Source organism: Enterobacter sp. PL1, from assembly GCF_945957325.1.
GTDB lineage: Bacteria > Pseudomonadota > Gammaproteobacteria > Enterobacterales > Enterobacteriaceae > Enterobacter > Enterobacter roggenkampii.
Genome location: NZ_CAMFKT010000011.1, coordinates 104,379 through 126,051 on the forward strand (window position 1 = coordinate 104,379; position 21,673 = coordinate 126,051).

19 protein-coding genes are annotated in these 21,673 nt (G+C 57.2%); 15 read left to right on the plus strand and 4 right to left on the minus strand.

Annotated features, from left to right (window positions below; genetic code table 11):
• Positions 1 to 6: 6 nt before the first annotated feature.
• The 3 genes from kdpB to kdpF are packed head-to-tail and all read right to left on the minus strand — an operon-like array spanning position 7 to position 3,842.
• Entirely contained in the window at positions 7 to 2,055 is a 2,049-nt protein-coding gene (gene kdpB, locus N6P30_RS12245) for a potassium-transporting ATPase subunit KdpB (RefSeq protein WP_008501077.1), read from the minus strand.
• A gap of 18 nt (positions 2,056 to 2,073) precedes the next feature.
• Positions 2,074 to 3,753 (minus strand): potassium-transporting ATPase subunit KdpA, encoded by a 1,680-nt coding sequence (gene kdpA, locus N6P30_RS12250; RefSeq protein WP_023293016.1) that lies wholly within the window; start codon positions 3,751 to 3,753, stop codon positions 2,074 to 2,076.
• Complete coding sequence (kdpF, locus tag N6P30_RS12255) at positions 3,753 to 3,842, minus strand: K(+)-transporting ATPase subunit F (protein ID WP_014069365.1); 90 nt, start codon at positions 3,840 to 3,842, stop codon at positions 3,753 to 3,755. The genes kdpA and kdpF overlap by 1 nt, the downstream gene beginning before the upstream one ends.
• Before the next feature lie 309 nt (positions 3,843 to 4,151).
• Between kdpF and N6P30_RS12260 the strand changes: the two genes are divergently transcribed.
• The 7 genes from N6P30_RS12260 to nei all read left to right on the plus strand — a co-directional run bounded on the left by N6P30_RS12260 (position 4,152) and on the right by nei (position 9,999).
• Positions 4,152 to 4,358 carry a YbfA family protein gene (locus tag N6P30_RS12260; protein ID WP_008501079.1) on the plus strand — a complete coding sequence of 69 codons (207 nt, stop codon included), beginning with the start codon at positions 4,152 to 4,154 and terminating at the stop codon, positions 4,356 to 4,358.
• 340 nt (positions 4,359 to 4,698) lie between these two features.
• Positions 4,699 to 6,111 carry a deoxyribodipyrimidine photo-lyase gene (gene phrB, locus N6P30_RS12265; protein WP_023293015.1) on the plus strand — a complete coding sequence of 471 codons (1,413 nt, stop codon included), beginning with the start codon at positions 4,699 to 4,701 and terminating at the stop codon, positions 6,109 to 6,111.
• A 10-nt stretch (positions 6,112 to 6,121) separates the two neighbouring features.
• Complete coding sequence (locus tag N6P30_RS12270) at positions 6,122 to 6,865, plus strand: type 2 GTP cyclohydrolase I (RefSeq protein WP_021241021.1); 744 nt, start codon at positions 6,122 to 6,124, stop codon at positions 6,863 to 6,865.
• A gap of 14 nt (positions 6,866 to 6,879) precedes the next feature.
• Positions 6,880 to 7,536, plus strand: coding sequence for a 5-oxoprolinase subunit PxpB (pxpB, locus tag N6P30_RS12275; protein WP_032663946.1), 657 nt, complete (start codon positions 6,880 to 6,882; stop codon positions 7,534 to 7,536).
• Positions 7,530 to 8,462 carry a 5-oxoprolinase subunit PxpC gene (gene pxpC / locus N6P30_RS12280; RefSeq protein ID WP_023293013.1) on the plus strand — a complete coding sequence of 311 codons (933 nt, stop codon included), beginning with the start codon at positions 7,530 to 7,532 and terminating at the stop codon, positions 8,460 to 8,462. The genes pxpB and pxpC overlap by 7 nt, the downstream gene beginning before the upstream one ends.
• Positions 8,449 to 9,189 (plus strand): 5-oxoprolinase subunit PxpA, encoded by a 741-nt coding sequence (pxpA, locus tag N6P30_RS12285; RefSeq protein WP_023293012.1) that lies wholly within the window; start codon positions 8,449 to 8,451, stop codon positions 9,187 to 9,189. The genes pxpC and pxpA overlap by 14 nt, the downstream gene beginning before the upstream one ends.
• An 18-nt stretch (positions 9,190 to 9,207) precedes the next feature.
• Positions 9,208 to 9,999, plus strand: coding sequence for an endonuclease VIII (nei, locus tag N6P30_RS12290; RefSeq protein WP_023293011.1), 792 nt, complete (start codon positions 9,208 to 9,210; stop codon positions 9,997 to 9,999).
• Positions 10,000 to 10,084: 85 nt separating this feature from the next.
• Here the strand turns inward: nei and N6P30_RS12295 are convergent, their stop codons facing one another.
• Positions 10,085 to 11,368, minus strand: a complete 1,284-nt coding sequence (locus N6P30_RS12295) for a citrate synthase (RefSeq protein WP_008501086.1) — start codon at positions 11,366 to 11,368, stop codon at positions 10,085 to 10,087.
• A 639-nt stretch (positions 11,369 to 12,007) separates the two neighbouring features.
• Between N6P30_RS12295 and sdhC the strand changes: the two genes are divergently transcribed.
• The 8 genes from sdhC to sucD all read left to right on the plus strand — a co-directional run bounded on the left by sdhC (position 12,008) and on the right by sucD (position 21,673).
• Positions 12,008 to 12,412: a succinate dehydrogenase cytochrome b556 subunit gene (gene sdhC / locus N6P30_RS12300; protein ID WP_020684965.1), complete on the plus strand. Its 405-nt coding sequence runs from the start codon at positions 12,008 to 12,010 to the stop codon at positions 12,410 to 12,412.
• Positions 12,406 to 12,753: a succinate dehydrogenase membrane anchor subunit gene (gene sdhD, locus N6P30_RS12305; protein WP_008501088.1), complete on the plus strand. Its 348-nt coding sequence runs from the start codon at positions 12,406 to 12,408 to the stop codon at positions 12,751 to 12,753. Before sdhC ends, sdhD begins: the two co-directional genes overlap by 7 nt.
• Positions 12,753 to 14,519: a succinate dehydrogenase flavoprotein subunit gene (gene sdhA / locus N6P30_RS12310; RefSeq protein WP_008501089.1), complete on the plus strand. Its 1,767-nt coding sequence runs from the start codon at positions 12,753 to 12,755 to the stop codon at positions 14,517 to 14,519. The genes sdhD and sdhA overlap by 1 nt, the downstream gene beginning before the upstream one ends.
• A 15-nt stretch (positions 14,520 to 14,534) precedes the next feature.
• On the plus strand, positions 14,535 to 15,251 hold the full coding sequence (sdhB, locus tag N6P30_RS12315) for a succinate dehydrogenase iron-sulfur subunit SdhB (protein ID WP_008501090.1): 717 nt from the start codon (positions 14,535 to 14,537) through the stop codon (positions 15,249 to 15,251).
• A gap of 248 nt (positions 15,252 to 15,499) precedes the next feature.
• The gene (gene sucA, locus N6P30_RS12320) at positions 15,500 to 18,307 is read left to right on the plus strand and encodes a 2-oxoglutarate dehydrogenase E1 component (protein WP_008501092.1); all 2,808 of its coding nucleotides are present in this window, start codon (positions 15,500 to 15,502) and stop codon (positions 18,305 to 18,307) included.
• A gap of 14 nt (positions 18,308 to 18,321) precedes the next feature.
• Positions 18,322 to 19,542: a 2-oxoglutarate dehydrogenase complex dihydrolipoyllysine-residue succinyltransferase gene (odhB, locus tag N6P30_RS12325; RefSeq protein ID WP_058673589.1), complete on the plus strand. Its 1,221-nt coding sequence runs from the start codon at positions 18,322 to 18,324 to the stop codon at positions 19,540 to 19,542.
• Positions 19,543 to 19,637: 95 nt separating this feature from the next.
• On the plus strand, positions 19,638 to 20,804 hold the full coding sequence (gene sucC, locus N6P30_RS12330) for an ADP-forming succinate--CoA ligase subunit beta (RefSeq protein ID WP_006809579.1): 1,167 nt from the start codon (positions 19,638 to 19,640) through the stop codon (positions 20,802 to 20,804).
• Entirely contained in the window at positions 20,804 to 21,673 is an 870-nt protein-coding gene (gene sucD, locus N6P30_RS12335) for a succinate--CoA ligase subunit alpha (RefSeq protein ID WP_008501094.1), read from the plus strand. The genes sucC and sucD overlap by 1 nt, the downstream gene beginning before the upstream one ends.

Consider the following 21,673-nt stretch of genomic DNA (forward strand, 5'->3'; position numbering starts at 1 on the left):
CACCTTTTAAACCAGGCCGAACAGCGTCAACAGCAGGTCGATAACCTTGATACCGACGAAGGGCACCACCAGCCCGCCCAGGCCGTAAATCCACAGGTTGCGGCGCAGCATGGCGGCCGCCGTGAGCGGCTTATAGCTCACGCCCTTCAGCGCCAGCGGGATCAGGAAGACAATAATCAGGGCGTTAAAAATCACTGCGCTCAGAATGGCCGAGGCCGGAGAGTGCAGGTGCATCACGTTCAGGGCGTTTAATTGCGGATAGGTCGCAGCAAACGCGGCCGGAATGATGGCGAAATACTTCGCCACGTCGTTGGCGATACTGAACGTGGTCAGCGAACCGCGCGTCATCAGCATCTGCTTGCCGATGTGCACCACTTCAATCAGCTTGGTCGGGTTAGAGTCGAGGTCGACCATGTTGCCCGCCTCTTTTGCGGCCTGGGTACCGGAGTTCATCGCCACCGCCACGTCGGCCTGCGCGAGGGCAGGAGCATCGTTGGTCCCGTCACCGGTCATCGCCACCAGACGGCCTTCCGCCTGATACTGACGAATCAGTGCCAGCTTGGCTTCCGGTGTGGCTTCGGAAAGGAAATCATCCACGCCCGCTTCGGCAGCAATCGCCGCGGCGGTAAGACGGTTATCCCCGGTGATCATCACCGTTTTGATCCCCATTTTACGCAGCTGGGCAAAGCGCTCCTTGATGCCGCCTTTGACGATGTCCTTCAGGGCAATGACCCCGAGCACGCGCGCGCCTTCGGCCACCACCAGCGGCGTCGCCCCCTGACGGGCCACGCTTTCGACCAGGCTGTCCACTTCCGGCGGGAAGTGACCGTTGTTAGCCTCGATGTGGCGGCGGATGGCGTCAACCGAGCCTTTACGGATCATGCGATCCTGAATGTTAATGCCGCTCATGCGGGTTTGCGCCGTGAAGGGCACGAACGTGGCGTGCAGGCTCTGAACGTCGCGCTGGCGCAGGTTAAAGCGCTGCTTGGCGAGGATCACAATACTGCGGCCTTCCGGGGTTTCATCGGCAAGGGATGAGAGCTGGGCGGCATCCGCCAGCGTTTTTTCATCCACGCCCGGGGCGGGTAAGAAATCCGACGCCTGGCGGTTACCGAGGGTGATGGTGCCGGTTTTATCCAGCAGCAACACATCCACGTCACCGGCGGCTTCTACCGCACGCCCGCTGGTGGCGATGACGTTGGCACCGAGCATACGGCTCATGCCGGCCACGCCGATGGCCGACAGCAGGCCGCCGATGGTGGTGGGGATCAGACAAACCAGCAGCGCCACCAGCACCGTGACGGTGACCGCGGTGCCGCCATAGGCAGAGAACGGCCAGAGCGTCGCGGTTGCCAGCAGGAAGACAATGGTCAGGGCCACCAGCAGGATGGTCAGGGCAATCTCGTTTGGCGTTTTACGGCGCTGTGCGCCTTCCACCATGGCGATCATCCGGTCGAGGAAGGTTTCACCCGGGTTAACGCTGCACTGGATCACCAGCCAGTCGGAGAGAATGCGCGTCCCGCCCGTCACGGAGGCGAAATCGCCGCCGGACTCACGGATCACCGGCGCGGATTCGCCGGTAATAGCGCTCTCATCGACCGATGCGCCCCCTTCAATAACTTCGCCGTCGCAAGGGATGATGTCACCGGCTTCCACCAGCACCACATCGCCTTTACGCAGTTCATCTGCCGGAACGTGGTCCATCTGCGCGCCGTACTTCGGCTCACGTAGCTTGCGTGCGAAGGCGGTCTTTTTCACCCCTTTCAGGCTGTTGGCCTGGGCTTTGCTCCGGCCTTCCGCCAGCGCTTCCGCAAAGTTGGCGAACAGCACGGTAAACCACAGCCACAGGCTGATGGCGCCGGTAAACATCGCATTTCCCGGCATATGGCCCGTTCCCATGGCAATCGCCAGGGCGGTGGTCAGGACGCTTCCCGCCCAGACGATAAACATCACCGGGTTGTGCCACTGCACGCGCGGGCTCAGCTTTTTCACCGCATCCATGAGCGCCTGGCGAACTAATGACGGTTCGAACAGGGCCAGTTGTTTACGACTCATGACAATTTCTCCGCAAAATCAGCGTAAAGAGAGGTATTCCGCGACCGGGCCTAACGCGAGGGCGGGGATAAAGGTCAGGGCGCCGACCAGCAACACGGTGCCCGTCAGCAGGCCGATAAACAGCGCGCCGTGGGTCGGTAACGTTCCGGTAGTGGTCGGTTGGATTTTTTTGTTCACCAGCGATCCGGCTATCGCCATAACCGGCACAATGATCCCGAAGCGGCCCACGAACATGCAGAACGCCAGCAGACAGTTCCAGAATGGAGAGTTGGCGCTTAGGCCTGCAAAGGCGCTGCCGTTGTTGTTGGCGGCAGAGGAGACGGCATACAGCACTTCGCTAAAACCGTGAATGCCAGGGTTAAAGATGCCGCTGCGTCCAGCCTCGGTCATCAGCGCCAGCGCGGTGCCGAGCAGCACGAGGGCCGGGGTGACCAGAATTGCCAGCGCGGTTAACTTCATCTCGCGAACGTCGATCTTTTTACCCAGATACTCCGGGGTGCGGCCAATCATCAGACCGGCAATAAACACCGCCAGCAGCACGAACAGCAGCATGCCGTAAAGACCGGAGCCCACGCCGCCAAACACCACCTCACCAATCTGCATCAGCCACATTGGGATCATGCCGCCCAGCGCCGTAAAGGAATCATGCATGGCATTGACGGCCCCGCACGACGCTGCCGTGGTGACCACCGCATACAGGCTACTGGCGAGAATGCCAAAGCGGCTCTCTTTACCTTCCATGTTGATTGCGCTATCTGCACCCAGTGAGAGGAAGTGCGGATTACCCTGCCATTCGGCCCACATCACCAGCGCAACACAGACCACGAAAATAAGCGACATGGTCCAGAGCAGGGTACGCCCCTGACGGCGATCGTTGACCACGTCGCCAAAGGCAAAGCAGAGCGCGGCGGGGATCAGGAAGATCGCCAGCATCTGCACAAAATTGGTCAGGGCGGTCGGGTTTTCAAACGGATGCGAGGAGTTGGCGTTGAAGAAGCCGCCACCGTTCGTCCCGAGCATTTTGATGGCTTCCTGCGACGCCACTGGCCCCATCGGCAGGAGCTGCTTTGCGCCTTCCAGCGAGGTATAAGGTGCGTAAGGCAGCAGGTTTTGCAGGCTGCCCTGCTGAATGAAGAACAGCGCGATCAGCAGCGCAATCGGCAGCAGGATCCACAGCGTAATGCGCGTCAGGTCTACCCATGCGTTACCTAACGTACTCACTTTCTGACGTGCAAACGCACGCGTCAGCGCGAAGATCACCGCAATACCGCTGGCGGCAGAGAGGAAGTTCTGCACGGTTAACCCGACCATCTGGCTGAAGTAGCTGAGCGTGGTTTCACCGGCATAGGACTGCCAGTTGGTGTTGGTGACAAAACTGACCGCCGTGTTTAGCGCCAGATGCCAGGACAGGCCCGGTAACTGCTGCGGATTCAAAGGCAGGACACCCTGCAACATCAGCATGGCAAAAAGCGCGATGAGTCCGACAATGTTCAGCAGCAGAATGGCGATCAGATAGTCACGCCAGTTCATCTCCCGATCGTCCACACCCAGTACGCGCCAGATCCCTTTTTCAACACCTCCCGTGCCGGGCAGGGGAACGTTATTGATGAGCCGTGCCAGCCCCGAGCCCAGTGGCCTTGCCAGGACGAACAACACCACTAAGAAACTGGCAATAAGCAAAAACGCCTGAGCAGCCATCAGAATGCCTCCGCATTAATCAGGGCATAAACCAGATAACCCAATAACAGGAACACCAGCACGATGCCGGCAATAAGACCTGCACTCACAATCCACCTCCGGGTGACTTTTGTTGTTGTGCTAACGGTAGGATTTATGGCGCAAAGATTTCGCAAAAATGAGAAGGGCGGGTGTAAAAAAAGTATAAAAATGGCAAAGCCCACAATTTAACTATTGATAAGTAAATCGTTAACTTTTTTGTAACTTAATTACGGCGTGAATGTAAATTTTGGCTAAACGGACGAAAATAAGTGGTCGGATGAGTAGTAAAATTACAAACAAAGCGATATTATTTTAGCCAGGTCACAGATTTTGAATTTTCCGGATGACGTTTCCGGCCAACTATAGGGGAGAAAAATATGGATCTTTATAAAGAGTTTCCGGCTCATATCGTGTTCATGCGCCGCGCTTTCGCCGTAGTGGCTGGCGTGCTGGCTCTGCCGGTGATGCTGTTCTGGAAAGATCGTGCACGTTTTTATAGCTATCTGCACCGCGTCTGGGCGAAAACCAGCGAGAAGCCGGTGTGGATGGATCAGGCCGAGAAAGCGACCTGCGATTTTTACTGATACTAAGACGACACCCAGAAAAAAACGCCGGGGGAGCGATAGCCCCTCGTCAGGGTTTACAGGCACATAATAGCCGTCTTTCTTGCCGGGTGACGCTGCGCTTACCCGGCCTACACAGGGCAAAGAGATCAATGCATTGCATGTTTCATTGTAGGCCCTTGCAAGCGTAGCGCCGCCGGGCGAAATGCACAGCATGCACCTTGTCATCAGTCTGTAAGGCCGCCTTGGGCGGCCTTTTTTATTTCATCCCGTCTACACTTCATGGCAAAGTAGTTCAAAGCATGCTTTTTCCTTTTACGGCATGCCCTTACGGACATAATGGATATTTGCCTGGAGTTTTATGCCCACCCATCTGGTTTGGTTTCGCGCGGACCTGCGCGTACATGACAACTTCGCACTCGCGGCAGCCTGCCGTTCCGATGACGCCAGCGTGCTGGCGCTGTTTATCGCTACGCCTGAACAGTGGCAGCAGCATGATATGGCCCCGCGGCAGGCGGCTTACCTCAAATCGCATCTGAACGATCTGCAACACTCACTTGCTGAAAAAGGTATCCCGCTGATCTACAGAGAGGTCAGTGACTTTGCCGCGCAGCTTAAGATGTTGCGGGAGGTATGTCAGCAGAACGGCGTCACGCATCTTTTTTATAACTACCAGTACGAGCTGAACGAACGGCTGCGGGATCGCCAACTGGAGAACATTCTGGGCGAGGTGGTTTGTGAAGGATTTGATGACAGCGTAATGCTGGCACCGGGCAGCGTCATGACCGGCGGCCATGAAATGTATAAAGTGTTCACGCCGTTTAAAAATGCTTTTGTTAAACGTCTGAAAGAGGCGCTGCCGGAGTGCGTACCCGCACCCGCAGCCAGAGGGGAAGCTATAACCACGCTGCCTGAATTAACGTTTAACTATCCCCAACAGGCATTTGATGCGCTTCTGTTCCCCGCAAACGAGAAGGCAGCAATGGCGAAGCTGCGCCAGTTTTGCAAACAGGGCGCGGGAGAGTACGACGCGCGCAGGGATTTCCCGGCGATTGAAGGGACAAGCCGCTTATCGGCAAGCCTGGCGCTGGGCGTACTCTCTCCTCGCCAGTGTTTACATCGTCTTCTGGCCGAGCAGCCGCAGGCGATGGACGGTGGGGCGGGTTCGGTGTGGCTGAACGAACTCATCTGGCGTGAATTCTATCGCCATCTGATGACGTATCATCCCGATCTTTGTAAGCATCGTCCGTTCATCCCCTGGACCGACAACGTCAAATGGCAGCACGATGCGGCACGTTTACAGGCCTGGCAAAAAGGGGAAACGGGCTATCCGATTGTTGATGCCGCCATGCGCCAGCTGAATGAAACCGGGTGGATGCACAACCGCCTGCGAATGATTACCGCCAGCTTTCTGGTGAAGGATCTGCTTATCGACTGGCGTATCGGAGAGCGCTATTTTATCTCTCAGCTGATCGACGGCGATCTCGCTGCGAATAACGGCGGCTGGCAGTGGGCGGCCTCTACCGGCACCGATGCGGCTCCCTATTTCAGGATTTTTAATCCGACCACTCAGGGGCAAAAATTTGATGCCAACGGCGACTTTATCCGCCGCTGGTTGCCCGCGCTCAGGAACGTTCCTGCGAAAGCGATCCACGACCCGTGGGCATGGGCGGATAAACAGGGCGTAAAGCTCGATTATCCCCGCCCGATTGTTGACCATAAACAGGCGCGCACCGCCACACTGGCGGCGTACGAAGCCGCCCGAAAAGTTTGAGAGCATAAAGATGAAAAACAGTGAACTGGAACGCCTGATTAACGAAAAACTCAATACCGCCTCCTTTAGCGACTACGGCCCAAATGGCCTGCAGGTAGAAGGGCGCGAAACGGTGCAGAAAATTATCACCGGCGTCACGGCAAGCCAGGCGCTGCTGGACGAGGCTGTCCGTCAGGAAGCCGATGCGGTGATTGTCCATCACGGCTACTTCTGGAAAAACGAATCACCGATTATTCGCGGCATGAAGCGCAACCGCCTGAAAACGTTGCTGGCAAATGACATCAACCTGTACGGTTACCACCTGCCGCTGGACGCACACCCGGAACTGGGCAACAACGTTCAGCTTGCGCAGCTGTTGGGGATAACCGTAATGGGCGAAATCGAGCCGCTGGTGCCGTGGGGCGAGCTGGCGATGCCGGTTCCCGGACTGGAGCTGGCCTCGTGGATTGAAGCGCGCCTGGGGCGTCGCCCGCTGTGGTGCGGCGATACGGGCGCGGACCTGGTAAAACGCGTTGCCTGGTGCACCGGGGGCGGGCAGGGCTTTATCGACAGCGCCGCGCGCTTCGGTGTTGATGCCTTTATCACCGGCGAGGTTTCCGAGCAGACCATTCACTCGGCGCGTGAACAGGGGCTGCATTTCTACGCGGCCGGCCATCATGCCACCGAGCGCGGCGGCATTCGGGCCCTCAGCGAGTGGCTGACGGAAAATACCGATCTGGATGTAACCTTTATTGATATCCCTAACCCGGCCTGATGAGAGGTGCCTGAGTGCAGCGAGCGCGTTGTTATCTTCTGGGAGAAACGGCAGTGGTTCTGGAGCTCGAGCCGCCGGTGACCCTTGCCACGCAAAAGCGTATCTGGCGGCTAACCCAGCGTCTGGTCGAACTGCCGGACGTGGTTGAAGCCATTCCGGGGATGAATAACATCACGGTGGTGCTGCGTAGTCCGCATACGCTGGCGCTGGATGCCATCGAGCGTTTACAGCGCTGGTGGGAAGAGAGCGAGGCGCTGGAGCCGGAATCGCGTGCCATTGAGATCCCGGTTGTTTATGGCGGTACGGGGGGACCGGATCTTGGTGTGGTCGCAGACCATTGCGGGCTCACCGAAAAGCAGGTGGTTGAGCTGCACAGTTCGGTGGATTACGTCGTCTGGTTCCTGGGATTCCAGCCCGGATTCCCGTATCTGGGGGGATTATCTCCCCGGCTGCATACGCCGCGCCGCGCTGAACCTCGCCTGAGCGTACCGGCGGGGACGGTCGCCATTGGTGGCGAGCAGACCGGCGTATATCCGCTGGCTTCGCCCGGTGGTTGGCAGCTTATTGGGCATACCGCCACCCCGTTATTTGACCCCGCGCTGGCGTCGCCAATACTCCTGCGCCCGGGCGACACCCTTCGCTTTATCCCGCAGAAGGAGGGGGTATGTTAACGCTTATTCGCGCCGGGCTTTACACCTCCGTACAGGATGCCGGGCGCTTTGGCATGCGCCAGTCCGGCGTGAGCTATTGTGGCGCGCTGGACCGTCCTGCGCTGGAAATCGCTAACGTGCTGGTGGGCAACCCCGGCAGCACGGCGGCGCTCGAAATTACGCTCGGCCAGTGTGTCATTGAGTTTGGTCAGGAGACCTGGTTCGCGCTCACCGGCGCAGGCTGTGATGCCACGCTGGACGGCAAAGCGGTGTGGACCGGCTGGCGTCTGCGGGCGAAAGCCGGGCAGCGCCTGACCTTAAAGCGTCCTCTGCACGGCGTGCGTAGCTATCTCGCGGTGGCTGGCGGCATTGATGTGCCTGAGGTGCTGGGCTCATCCAGTACCGATCAGAAAGCCGGGATAGGCGGTCACGAAGGACGTCTGTTGCGCGATGGCGATCGACTGGCGATTAAGCCCTCTTCGCGTCACTTCTCGACGGCTCAGGGGGTGAAACAACTTCTCTGGGGAAACCAGATCCGCGCCTTACCGGGGCCGGAATATCATGAGTTCGACGAGGCCTCAAAAGAGTCTTTCTGGCGCGCGCCGTGGAAGCTTAGTCCGCAGAGTAACCGAATGGGCTATCGTCTGCAGGGGCAGTCGCTGATCCGGACCACCGACCGGGAACTGCTCTCCCACGGTTTGTTGCCCGGCGTGATTCAGGTTCCAGGCAACGGGCAACCGATCGTCTTAATGAACGACGCGCAGACGACGGGGGGCTATCCGCGAATTGCCTGCATTATTGAAGCCGATCGCTACCATCTGGCGCAAATTCCCCTCGGACAGCCGATTCACTTCGTGCAGTGTTCGCTGGAGGAAGCGCTAAAGGCGCGGCAGGATCAGCAGCGCTATCTCGAACAGCTGGCGTGGAGGCTCGATGGTAAAGATTGATTTGAATGCCGATCTGGGCGAGGGCGGCAGCGCCGACGCGGCGCTAATGACGCTGGTCTCTTCGGTCAATATTGCCTGCGGCTTCCACGCTGGCGATGCGCAAACCATGCTGGAGAGCGTGCGTCATGCCATCAAAAATGGCGTGGCGATTGGCGCTCACCCGAGCTTCCCTGACCGGGAGAACTTTGGTCGCACCGCGATGGACCTGCCGCCTGAGACGGTCTACGCGCAGGTGCTCTACCAGATTGGCGCGCTGGAGGCGATGGTTCGCGCCGGGAAGGGCGTACTGCGTCACGTGAAGCCGCACGGTATGCTCTATAACCAGGCGGCAAAAGACCCGGTGCTGGCGGCGGCGATTGCCCGTGCGGTGCGGGACTGTAATCCGCAGCTGATTCTGGTCGGCCTGGCGGGCAGTGAGCTTATTCGTGCCGGAGAACGGCTGGGGCTGACCACGCGGCAGGAGGTGTTTGCCGATCGGGGATACATGCCGGACGGCAGTCTGGTTCCGCGCACGCAAGCCGGTGCGCTGATTACCGATGAAGCGAAAGCGCTGGCGCAGACGCTGGAGATGGTGCGCTACGGGCGAGTGACCGCCGTGGATGGCACAACGGCGCACGTTCAGGCTGATACGGTATGTTTACACGGCGATGGCGAGCATGCGCTCCAGTTCGCGCGCCGCTTGCGGGCCGCGTTCGCTGAAGAGGGCATTCTTGTCAGCGCAGACTAATCATGAAAGGACAGAAAAATGCCAGAAGGCCCGGAGATCCGCCGCGCGGCGGATAGCCTCGAGGCGGCGATAAAGGGCAAACCGCTGACGGAGGTCTGGTTTGCTTTTCCTCAACTGAAACCGTTTGAATCACAGCTGGTAGGGCAGTCGGTAACGCATATTGAAACGCGCGGCAAAGCGCTGCTCACGCACTTTTCCCATAACCTGACGTTATATAGCCATAACCAGCTTTACGGCGTGTGGCGCGTGGTGGAGGCGGGTGAAGAGCCGCAAACGACCCGCGTGCTGCGCGTCAGGCTGCAAACGGCGGATAAGGCGATCCTGCTCTATAGCGCTTCTGATATCGAAATGTTAACGCCTGAGCAGTTGCTCACGCACCCGTTCTTACAGCGGGTTGGGCCGGACGTGCTGGATATGCGCCTGACGGCGAGCGATGTGAAGGCCCGGCTGCTATCGCCCACATTCCGCAACCGGCAGTTTTCCGGCCTGTTCCTTGACCAGGCCTTTCTCGCCGGGCTTGGCAACTACCTGCGGGTGGAGATCCTCTGGGAAGTCGGGCTGGCACCGCAGCACAAAGCTTCTCAGCTGAGCGATGAACAGCTGGAGGCGCTGTCCCACGCGCTGCTGGACATCCCGCGGCTGTCGTACAACACGCGTGGCATCGTAGATGAAAACAAGCACCACGGGGCGCTGTTCCGGTTCAAGGTGTTTCATCGGGCGGGGAAGAAGTGCGAGCGGTGCGGCGGGATTATCGACAGGATTATGCTCTCTTCGAGACCCTTTTACTGGTGTCCACATTGTCAAAAATAAAAAAGCCGGGTGGCGGCTACGCCTTACCCGGCCTACGTTTCGCATTTGTAGGCCCGGTAAGCGGTAGCGCCACCGGGCTTAACTTTTAGCGCTTCAGGTCAGACTTAAAATCACGCTGCTCGTAGCCGGTATACAGCTGACGAGGACGGGCGATCTTCATGCCTTCGCTGTGCATTTCGTTCCAGTGCGCAATCCAGCCTACGGTACGCGCCATGGCGAAGATCACGGTGAACATGGAAGACGGAATGCCCATCGCTTTCAGAATAATGCCAGAGTAGAAATCGACGTTCGGGTAGAGTTTCTTCTCGATGAAGTACGGGTCGTTCAGCGCGATGTGTTCCAGCTCCATCGCCACTTCCAGCAGGTCATCTTTGGTACCCAGCTCTTTCAGCACTTCGTGGCAGGTTTCACGCATCACGGTGGCGCGCGGGTCATAGTTTTTGTAAACACGGTGACCGAAGCCCATCAGGCGGAAGGAGTCATTCTTGTCTTTCGCGCGACGCACGAACTCAGGAATGTGCTCAACGGTGCTGATCTCTTCCAGCATCTTCAGCGCCGCTTCGTTGGCGCCGCCGTGCGCCGGTCCCCACAGGGAGGCGATGCCCGCAGCGATACAGGCGAACGGGTTCGCGCCTGAAGAGCCTGCGGTACGAACGGTTGAGGTCGAGGCGTTCTGTTCGTGGTCAGCATGCAGGATGAGAATACGGTCCATCGCGCGTTCCAGAACCGGGTTCACTTCGTACTCTTCGCACGGCGTGGAGAACATCATGCGCAGGAAGTTGCCCGCGTAGGAGAGGTCGTTACGCGGATACACAAACGGCTGGCCGATGGAGTATTTGTAACACATCGCCGCCATGGTAGGCATTTTGGACAGCAGACGGTAAGCGGCGATTTCACGGTGACGCGGGTTATTCACGTCAAGGGAGTCGTGGTAGAACGCGGCCAGCGCACCGGTAATACCGCACATCACCGCCATTGGGTGAGAGTCACGACGGAACGCATGGAACAGACGGGTAATCTGCTCATGGATCATGGTGTGACGGGTCACGGTGGTTTTAAATTCATCGAACTGGGCCTGCGTCGGTTTTTCGCCGTTCAGCAGGATGTAGCACACTTCCAGATAGTTGGATTCGGTGGCTAACTGATCGATAGGGAAGCCGCGATGGAGCAGGATACCTTCGTCACCGTCGATAAAGGTGATTTTGGATTCGCAAGATGCGGTAGAGGTAAATCCAGGGTCAAAGGTGAATACCCCTTTGGAACCCAGCGTACGGATATCAATAACATCCTGACCGAGCGTGCCTTTTAGCACATCCAGTTCAATAGCAGTGTCACCATTTAGGGTGAGCGTTGCCTTTGTATCAGCCATTTACGGTCTCCTTAGCGCCTTATGCTTAAGACTGCGCTTTACCGGATTTGCTTTCAGCTGTTAATCACCGTTACCAGATTGTTATTTGGCTTACCGCTCAGCTCACGAGGACAAACCAGGGTACAGAGCTATGGCGCCTTGCAGGTAAACGAATGAAATATCAGTGAAACAACAGCAAATCAGCGTTTTTGCAGTCCGAATTATTCAAACCTGTATATCACTAATAACTGTCCTGATAACTTCGGTCAATACCATCACACTGTTACATAACTATTTGTCAGGTGAAAGAGAGACCTCATAACTTTTGCGCATTATATGCCTTTTCTGATGACGTTTGTAACAATATTGTTTAACATTTGTCAAATCAGATGATTAAAAATTAAAAAGATGTTGTTATCGTGACCCTGATCACTGTTCCAGAGAAAACCCGACAAACTGTATGTAGGTTAATTGTAATGATTTTGTGAACGGCCTATACTGCCGCCAGGTCTCCGGAACACCCTGCAATCCCGAGCCACCCAGCGTTGTAATGTGTCGTTTAAGCATCTGGAAGCACTGTTTTGCATGACGCGCAGTTATAGAAAAGGAACGCTGTCTGACCCGCATCGCAGTCCGGAGGAAGGAAACAATAAGAACAGCATGTGGGCGTTATTCATGATAAGAAATGTGAAAAAACAAAGACCTGTCAATCTGGATCTCAAAACGATCCGGTTCCCCGTAACAGCAATAGCGTCCATTCTGCACCGTGTTTCTGGTGTGATTACGTTTGTGGCGGTCGGTATTCTGCTGTGGTTACTGGGCACCAGCCTCTCTTCCCCTGAAGGATTCCTCCAGGCCTCTGCCATCATGAACAGCTTCTTCGTGAAATTCATCATGTGGGGCATTCTGACCGCACTGGCGTACCACGTTGTGGTGGGTGTTCGCCATATGCTGATGGACTTTGGCTACCTGGAAGAGACCTTCGAAGCCGGGAAACGCTCCGCTAACATTTCATTTGTGATTACAGTCGTGCTTTCACTTCTCGCAGGAGTTCTCGTATGGTAAGCAACGCCTCCGCATTAGGACGCAACGGCGTACATGACTTCATTCTGGTCCGTGCTACCGCCATCGTTCTCACCCTCTACATCATCTATATGATCGGTTTCTTCGCGACCAGCGGCACGCTGACGTGGGAAATCTGGAGTGGGTTCTTCGGATCCGCCTTCACCAAAGTGTTCACCCTGCTGGCCCTTTTCTCCATCCTTATTCATGCCTGGATTGGCATGTGGCAGGTGTTGACCGATTACGTTAAACCGCTGGCGATTCGCCTTCCACTGCAGCTGGCCATTGTGGTTGCACTGGTGGTTTACGTTATTTATGGATTCGTTGTGGTGTGGGGTGTGTAATGAAACTGCCAGTCAGAGAATTTGATGCTGTTGTGATTGGTGCCGGTGGCGCAGGTATGCGTGCCGCACTGCAAATTTCCCAGAGTGGCCAGAGCTGTGCGCTGCTCTCTAAAGTCTTCCCAACCCGTTCCCATACTGTGTCTGCGCAGGGCGGTATTACCGTTGCGCTGGGTAACTCCCATGAAGATAACTGGGAATGGCACATGTATGACACGGTAAAAGGTTCCGATTACATCGGTGACCAGGATGCCATCGAATATATGTGTAAAACTGGCCCGGAAGCGATTCTGGAGCTGGACCACATGGGTCTGCCGTTCTCCCGTCTGGAAAATGGCACCATCTATCAGCGTCCGTTTGGCGGCCAGTCGAAAAACTTCGGCGGCGAGCAGGCGGCACGCACCGCGGCGGCGGCTGACCGTACCGGTCACGCGCTGCTGCACACCCTGTATCAGCAGAACCTGAAAAACCACACCACCATCTTCTCCGAATGGTATGCGCTGGATCTGGTGAAAAACGCCGATGGCGCCATCGTTGGTTGTACCGCGCTGTGCATCGAAACCGGTGAAGTGGTCTACTTCAAAGCCCGCGCAACCGTGCTGGCGACCGGCGGTGCAGGCCGTATTTACCAGTCCACCACCAACGCCCACATCAACACCGGCGACGGTGTCGGTATGGCTATCCGCGCGGGCGTGCCGGTGCAGGATATGGAGATGTGGCAGTTCCACCCAACCGGCATCGCCGGTGCAGGCGTGCTGGTAACAGAAGGCTGCCGTGGTGAAGGTGGCTACCTGCTGAACAAACACGGCGAGCGCTTCATGGAGCGTTATGCCCCGAATGCGAAAGACCTTGCGGGTCGTGACGTGGTGGCGCGTTCCATCATGATCGAAATCCGTGAAGGCCGCGGCTGTGACGGCCCTTGGGGTCCACACGCCAAGCTGAAGCTCGACCACCTGGGTAAAGAAGTGCTGGAGTCCCGTCTGCCGGGCATCCTGGAACTGTCCCGCACCTTCGCGCACGTCGATCCGGTGAAAGAGCCGATTCCGGTTATCCCAACCTGCCACTACATGATGGGCGGTATTCCGACCAAAGTGACCGGTCAGGCGCTGACCGTGAACGAGCAGGGCGAAGACGTGGTCATTCCTGGCCTGTTCGCGGTGGGCGAAATTGCCTGCGTATCCGTACACGGCGCAAACCGTCTGGGCGGCAACTCGCTGCTGGATCTGGTGGTGTTTGGTCGCGCAGTGGGTCTGCATCTGCAGGAATCCATTGCCGAGCAGGGCGCGCTGCGTGACGCGACCGACGACGAAATTGATGCCTCTCTTGAGCGCCTCAACCGCTGGAACGGCAACCGTAACGGCGAAGATCCGGTGGAAATCCGTAAAGCGCTGCAGGAATGCATGCAGCACAACTTCTCGGTATTCCGTGAAGGCGACGCGATGGCCAAAGGTCTTGAGCAGCTGAAAGCGATCCGCGAGCGTCTGAAAAATGCCCGTCTGGACGACACCTCCAGCGAGTTCAACACCCAGCGCGTTGAGTGCCTGGAGCTGGATAACCTGATGGAAACCGCGTTCGCGACCGCGATGTCGGCAAACTTCCGTACCGAAAGCCGTGGCGCGCATAGCCGCTTCGACTTCCCGGAACGTGATGACGAAAACTGGCTGTGCCATTCCCTGTATCTGCCAGAGTCGGAAACCATGACGCGTCGTAGCGTCAACATGGAACCGAAACTGCGTCCGGCGTTCCCGCCGAAGATTCGTACTTACTAATGCGGAGACAGGATAATGAAACTCGAATTCTCAGTTTATCGTTATAACCCGGATGTTGATGACGCTCCGCGCATGCAGGACTACACCCTGGAAGCGGAAGAAGGTCGCGACATGATGCTGCTGGATGCCTTAATCCAGCTGAAAGAAAAAGATCCAACCCTGTCGTTCCGTCGCTCCTGCCGTGAAGGGGTGTGTGGCTCTGACGGTGTGAACATGAACGGCAAAAATGGCCTGGCCTGCATCACGCCAATTTCAGCGTTGCAGCGTCCTGGTCAGAAAATTGTTATCCGTCCTCTGCCAGGCCTGCCGGTCGTGCGTGATTTGGTGGTAGACATGGGGCAATTCTATGCACAATATGAGAAGATTAAGCCTTACTTATTGAATAATGGGCAAAATCCACCGGCTCGTGAGCACTTACAGTCTCCTGAGCAGCGTGAAAAACTCGATGGTCTGTACGAGTGTATTCTCTGCGCATGCTGTTCTACGTCCTGCCCGTCGTTCTGGTGGAACCCGGACAAGTTTATCGGCCCGGCCGGTCTGCTGGCTGCCTATCGCTTCCTGATCGATAGCCGCGACACCGAAACCGACAGCCGTCTGGAAGGACTGAGTGACGCTTTCAGCGTATTCCGCTGCCATAGCATCATGAACTGCGTCAGTGTGTGTCCGAAGGGGCTGAACCCGACGCGCGCCATCGGCCATATTAAGTCGATGCTGCTGCAGCGCAGTGCGTAAGTAACGTTGCCGGATGGTGCTGCGCTTATCCGGCCTACGAAACTGTAGGCCCGGTAAGCGTAGCGCCACCGGGCAAAATGCAGAAACCTTTAAAAACTGCCCTGTACTACCCTGAAGTCCAGACAGTTTCTAAAGGTTCCTTCGCGGGCCAAATGAAAAGAGCTCGCAGGTGAACCCCGGCACGTACACGTGGTGTGCGTGGTAGTTTCTACGGCGAAAGTAAGCATAAAAATGCTTAAGGGATCACGATGCAGAACGGCGCAATGAAAGCCTGGCTGGACTCTTCTTACCTCTCTGGTGCCAACCAGAGCTGGATAGAACAGCTCTATGAAGACTTCTTAACCGATCCTGACTCAGTGGACGCAAACTGGCGTTCCATGTTCCAGCAGTTGCCTGGTACAGGGGTCAAACCGGATCAATTCCATTCCAAAACACGTGATTATTTCCGTCGTCTGGCGAAGGATGCCTCACGTTACTCTTCTGCGATTTCCGACCCTGACACCAATGCGAAGCAGGTTAAAGTCCTGCAGCTTATCAACGCTTATCGCTTCCGTGGTCACCAGCATGCGAATCTCGATCCGCTGGGACTGTGGAAACAAGACCGTGTGGCCGATCTCGATCCGGCGTATCACGATCTGACCGAGGCCGATTTCCAGGAAAGCTTTAACGTAGGTTCCTTTGCCATCGGCAAAGACACGATGAAGCTGGGCGATCTGATTGACGCGCTCAAGCAAACCTACTGCGGCTCCATCGGCGCGGAATACATGCACATTACCTCTACCGAAGAGAAGCGCTGGATCCAGCAGCGCATCGAATCCGTAGCGGGCCACGCGACCTTCTCGGCTGACGAGAAAAAACGCTTCCTCAGCGAACTGACCGCAGCAGAAGGCCTTGAGCGCTATCTGGGCGCGAAGTTCCCGGGCGCAAAACGCTTCTCGCTGGAAGGCGGCGACGCCCTGGTGCCGATGCTGAAAGAGCTGATTCGTCACGCAGGCAAGAGCGGCACCCGTGAAGTGGTGCTGGGCATGGCACACCGTGGTCGTCTGAACGTACTGGTCAACGTGCTGGGTAAAAAACCGCAGGACCTGTTCGATGAATTCGCGGGCAAACATAAAGAACACCTCGGCACCGGCGACGTGAAGTACCACATGGGCTTCTCGTCTGATATCGAAACCGAAGGCGGTCTGGTTCACCTGGCGCTGGCGTTTAACCCGTCGCACCTCGAGATCGTCAGCCCGGTGGTTATCGGTTCCGTGCGCGCGCGTCTGGATCGTCTGGACGAGCCGAGCAGCAACAAAGTTCTGCCAATCACCATCCACGGTGATGCGGCGGTGACAGGGCAGGGCGTGGTGCAGGAAACCCTGAACATGTCCAAAGCGCGAGGTTACGAAGTGGGCGGTACCGTTCGCATCGTGATCAACAACCAGGTGGGCTTCACCACCTCTAACCCGCTGGACGCACGTTCTACCCCGTACTGCACCGACATCGGTAAGATGGTTCAGGCGCCGATCTTCCACGTTAACGCGGATGACCCGGAAGCCGTGGCTTTCGTGACCCGTCTGGCGCTGGACTTCCGTAACACCTTCAAACGCGATGTGTTCATTGACCTCTTCTGCTACCGCCGTCACGGCCACAACGAAGCGGATGAGCCAAGTGCAACCCAGCCGCTGATGTACCAGAAAATCAAAAAACACCCGACCCCGCGCAAAATCTATGCTGACAAGCTGGAGAGCGACAAAGTAGCGACGCTGGAAGATGCGACCGAAATGGTCAACCTCTACCGCGACGCGCTGGACGCGGGTGAATGCGTAGTGAAAGAGCTGCGCCCGATGAACATGCACTCCTTTACCTGGTCGCCGTACCTCAACCACGAGTGGGATGAGAGCTACCCGAACAAGGTGGAGATGAAGCGCCTGCAGGAGCTGGCTAAACGCATCAGCACCGTGCCGGACGCTATCGAGATGCAGTCTCGCGTGGCGAAAATTTATGCTGACCGTCAGGCAATGGCGGCAGGCGAGAAGCTGTTCGACTGGGGCGGCGCGGAAACGCTGGCTTACGCGACGCTGGTTGACGAAGGCATTCCTGTTCGTCTGTCCGGTGAAGATGCGGGCCGTGGCACCTTCTTCCACCGTCACGCGGTGGTTCACAACCAGTCTAACGGTTCAACCTACACCCCGCTGCAGCACGTGCACAACGGTCAGGGCCAGTTCAAGGTCTGGGACTCCGTGCTGTCTGAAGAAGCGGTACTGGCTTTCGAATACGGTTACGCCACGGCAGAACCGCGCACCCTGACCATCTGGGAAGCGCAGTTCGGCGACTTCGCCAACGGTGCGCAGGTGGTTATCGACCAGTTCATCTCCTCCGGCGAGCAGAAATGGGGCCGTATGTGTGGCCTGGTGATGCTGCTGCCGCACGGCTATGAAGGCCAGGGTCCGGAGCACTCCTCCGCGCGTCTGGAACGTTATCTGCAACTCTGCGCCGAGCAGAACATGCAGGTTTGCGTACCGTCCACCCCGGCTCAGGTTTACCACATGCTGCGTCGTCAGGCGCTGCGCGGTATGCGTCGTCCGCTGGTGGTCATGTCGCCGAAATCCCTGCTGCGTCACCCGCTGGCGGTGTCCAGCCTGGAAGAGCTGGCGAACGGTACCTTCCTGCCAGCCATCGGTGAAATTGACGAGCTGGATCCACAGGCCGTGAAGCGTGTGGTGATGTGTTCTGGTAAGGTTTATTACGACCTGCTGGAACAGCGCCGTAAGAACGATCAGAAAGATGTCGCCATCGTGCGTATCGAACAGCTTTATCCGTTCCCGCACCAGGCGGTGCAGGAAGCGCTGAAACCGTACGCTCACGTTCATGATTTTGTCTGGTGCCAGGAAGAGCCGCTCAACCAGGGCGCATGGTACTGCAGCCAGCATCATTTCCGTGAAGTGATTCCATTTGGGTCAGCCCTGCGCTATGCAGGTCGCCCGGCCTCCGCCTCTCCGGCGGTAGGGTATATGTCCGTTCACCAGAAGCAGCAACAAGATCTGGTCAATGACGCGCTGAACGTCGATTAATTAAAGGATACATAATGAGTAGCGTAGATATTCTTGTTCCCGACCTGCCTGAATCTGTAGCAGATGCGACCGTCGCTACCTGGCACAAAAAACCAGGCGATGCCGTTAAGCGCGATGAAGTGCTGGTAGAAATCGAAACTGACAAAGTGGTACTGGAAGTACCGGCTTCGGCGGATGGCGTTCTGGACGCGGTGCTGGAAGATGAAGGTACCACCGTCACCTCTCGTCAGATCCTGGGTCGCCTGCGTGAAGGCAACAGCGCGGGCAAAGAGTCCAGCGCGAAATCTGAAGAGAAAGCCTCTACGCCAGCGCAGCGCCAGCAGGCCTCTCTGGAAGAGCAGTCTAATGACGCCCTCAGCCCGGCGATCCGTCGCCTGCTGGCGGAACACAGCCTTGACCCGGCAGCCATTAAAGGCACCGGTGTGGGCGGTCGTCTGACCCGTGAAGACATCGACAAGCATCTGGCGAAAGCGCCTGCTCAGGCCGAAGCGAAAGCCCCTGCGGCAGCACCGGCAGCACAGCCTGCTCTGGGCGCTCGCAGCGAAAAACGCGTGCCAATGACCCGCCTGCGTAAGCGCGTGGCCGAGCGTCTGCTGGAAGCGAAAAACTCTACCGCGATGCTGACTACCTTCAACGAAGTGAACATGAAGCCAATCATGGACCTGCGTAAGCAGTACGGTGACGCGTTCGAAAAACGTCACGGTATCCGTCTGGGCTTTATGTCCTTCTACGTGAAGGCGGTGGTTGAGGCGCTGAAACGCTACCCGGAAGTGAACGCGTCCATCGATGGCGATGACGTGGTTTACCACAACTACTTCGACGTCAGCATGGCGGTTTCGACCCCACGTGGCCTGGTGACCCCGGTTCTGCGTGATGTGGATACCCTGGGTATGGCCGACATCGAGAAAAACATTAAAGAGCTGGCTGTGAAAGGCCGCGACGGCAAGCTGACCGTAGACGACCTGACCGGCGGTAACTTCACCATTACCAACGGCGGCGTCTTCGGATCGCTGATGTCTACCCCGATCATTAACCCGCCGCAGAGCGCGATCCTGGGTATGCATGCCATCAAAGATCGTCCTATGGCGGTAGACGGTAAAGTTGAGATCCTGCCGATGATGTACCTGGCGCTCTCTTACGACCACCGCCTGATCGACGGCCGCGAGTCCGTGGGCTTCCTGGTAGCCATTAAAGAGGTGCTCGAAGATCCAACGCGTCTGCTGCTGGACGTCTAGTCACGATTTAGCATCACCTGCCCCGTAGACCGGCACACGCTGCGCCGGTCTACAGGTTTGAAGATAACGATTACCCTGAAGGATGGATAGAACACATGAACTTACATGAATATCAGGCCAAACAGCTGTTTGCCCGGTATGGCTTACCGGCTCCGGTGGGTTATGCCTGTACTACCCCGCGTGAAGCAGAAGAAGCCGCATCTAAAATCGGTTCCGGCCCGTGGGTAGTTAAGTGTCAGGTTCACGCTGGTGGCCGTGGTAAAGCGGGCGGTGTGAAGGTTGTTAAGAGCAAAGAAGAAATTCGTGCGTTTGCTGAACATTGGCTCGGCAAGCGTCTGGTAACGTACCAGACAGACGCGAACGGCCAGCCGGTTAACCAGATCCTGGTTGAAGCGGCAACCGATATCGCGAAAGAGCTGTACCTGGGCGCGGTGGTTGACCGTAGCTCCCGTCGCGTGGTGTTCATGGCATCTACCGAAGGCGGCGTGGAAATCGAAAAAGTGGCGGAAGAGACCCCGCACCTGATCCACAAAGTGGCTATCGATCCGCTGGCAGGCCCAATGCCTTACCAGGGTCGCGAGCTGGCGTTCAAACTGGGTCTGGAAGGCAAGCTGGTTCAGCAGTTCACCAAGATTTTCATGGGTCTGGCGACCATTTTCCTGGAGCGCGATCTGGCGCTGATCGAGATCAACCCGCTGGTGATCACGACCCAGGGCGATCTGATCTGCCTCGACGGCAAGCTGGGCGCTGACGGCAACGCGCTGTTCCGCCAGCCGGATCTGCGCGAAATGCGCGACCAGTCTCAGGAAGACCCGCGTGAAGCGCAGGCTGCTCAGTGGGAGCTGAACTACGTGGCGCTGGACGGTAACATCGGCTGCATGGTTAACGGTGCGGGCCTGGCGATGGGCACCATGGACATCGTTAAGCTGCACGGCGGTGAGCCAGCGAACTTCCTCGACGTGGGCGGTGGCGCAACCAAAGAGCGCGTAACCGAAGCGTTCAAAATCATTCTCTCCGACGACAACGTGAAGGCCGTTCTGGTTAACATCTTCGGCGGCATCGTCCGTTGCGACCTGATCGCCGACGGTATCATCGGTGCGGTAGAAGAAGTCGGTGTTAACGTTCCGGTGGTTGTGCGTCTGGAAGGTAACAACGCTGAACTCGGCGCGAAAAAACTGGCTGACAGCGGCCTGAATATTATTGCAGCGAAAAGTCTGACGGATGCAGCTCAGCAGGTTGTTGCCGCAGTGGAGGGGAAATAATGTCAGTTTTAATTAATAAAGATACCAAGGTTATCTGCCAGGGCTTCACCGGTAGCCAGGGGACTTTCCACTCCGAACAGGCGATTGCCTACGGCACGCAGATGGTTGGCGGCGTAACGCCAGGTAAAGGCGGCACCACCCACCTGGGCCTGCCGGTGTTCAACACCGTGCGTGAAGCCGTAGAAGCGACGGGCGCAACCGCGACCGTGATCTACGTTCCGGCGCCGTTCTGCAAAGACTCTATTCTGGAAGCGATCGACGCAGGCATCAAACTGATCATCACCATCACCGAAGGTATCCCAACGCTGGATATGCTGACCGTGAAGGTGAAGCTGGATGAAGCTGGCGTGCGTATGATCGGCCCGAACTGCCCAGGCGTGATCACCCCGGGCGAATGCAAAATCGGCATCATGCCGGGCCACATTCACAAGCCGGGTAAAGTGGGCATCGTGTCCCGTTCCGGTACCCTGACCTATGAAGCGGTTAAGCAGACCACCGACTACGGTTTCGGCCAGTCCACCTGCGTGGGCATCGGCGGTGACCCAATCCCGGGTTCTAACTTCATCGACATCCTGAAGCTGTTCCAGGAAGATCCACAGACCGAAGCGATCGTGATGATCGGTGAGATCGGTGGTAGCGCGGAAGAAGAAGCGGCTGCTTACATCAAAGAACACGTGACCAAGCCAGTTGTGGGTTACATCGCGGGTGTGACCGCGCCGAAAGGCAAGCGTATGGGTCACGCAGGCGCGATCATCGCCGGTGGTAAAGGTACGGCTGATGAGAAATTCGCAGCGCTGGAAGCCGCAGGCGTGAAGACCGTTCGCAGCCTGGCGGATATCGGCGAAGCACTGAAATCCATCATTAAGTAA